1 protein-coding gene is annotated in these 996 nt (G+C 69.5%); it reads left to right on the forward strand.

What is annotated here, in order from left to right:
* Positions 1-71: 71 nt before the first annotated feature.
* Positions 72-996 (forward strand): IS4 family transposase (locus V6U90_RS33530; RefSeq protein WP_334445215.1); only part of this gene is annotated, 925 nt, incomplete at its 3' end.

The raw sequence follows: 996 nt of genomic DNA on the forward strand, positions 1-996 counted from the left end.
GGGTGTGAGAGGCGGGGTTCCGGTATCAAGGTTTGTCACTCCAAGACAACCCGAACCAGGAACCCCGCTCGGTGGATCAGATTGCCATAACCCGGACGGTCACGGTAGCTGCCGGACCGTTCGCGGCGGGTCACCTCGGTGAGCTGACCCGCCTCGTGCCGTTCGAGATGATCGATGACGTGCTGGCCGCGACTCGGCGTACACAGCAACGGGTCCGTCTGTTGCCGGCCCGGGTGGTGGTGTACCTGCTGCTGGCCGGCTGCCTGTTCGCCGATTGCGGCTACCGGCAGGTCTGGGCGAAACTCATCGCGGGTCTGCGCGGGCTGTCGGTGCCCGACCCGTGCGGCAGTGCGTTGCGGCAGGCCCGGCAACGACTCGGGCCGGCCCCGTTACGGGCGCTGTTCGACCTGCTGCGCGGCCCAGCGGCTACCGGCGCTGTCGCTGCGGTGTGGTGGCGGGGACTGCTGCCGGTCGCCATCGACGGCACCGTGCTCGCCGTCGCCGACTCGACAGCCAACCTGCGTCGCTACGTCAAACACCGGTGTAACCACGGCGGATCCGGCTATCCGAGACTGCGGTTGAGCGCGCTGCTGGCCTGCGGCACCCGCTCGGTCATCGACGCCGTGTTCGACCCCATCGCCACCGGCGAGACCGTACAGGCACGGCAGCTCGCCCGCAGCCTACGAGCCGGGATGCTGCTGTTGGCCGACCGCAACTACGCCGCCGCCGACCTGATCACCACGTTCGCCGCGACCGGAGCGGACCTGCTGATCCGCTGCAAGACCGGCCGCAGGCTGCCGTTGATCCGCCGCTACCGCGACGGCTCCTGGCTGTCGGTCATCGGCGGCCAGCACGTCCGCGTGATCGAGGCCCGGATCAGCATCACCACCACCAACGGCAGCCACACCGGCGAGTACCGGCTGATCACCACCCTGCTCGACCCGCACCGATACCCGGCCGCCGACCTCGTCGGCCTCTACCACCAGCGGTGGGAGA

The organism is Micromonospora sp. CPCC 206060 (assembly GCF_036906895.1).
In the GTDB taxonomy this organism is placed as follows: Bacteria; Actinomycetota; Actinomycetes; order Mycobacteriales; family Micromonosporaceae; genus Micromonospora.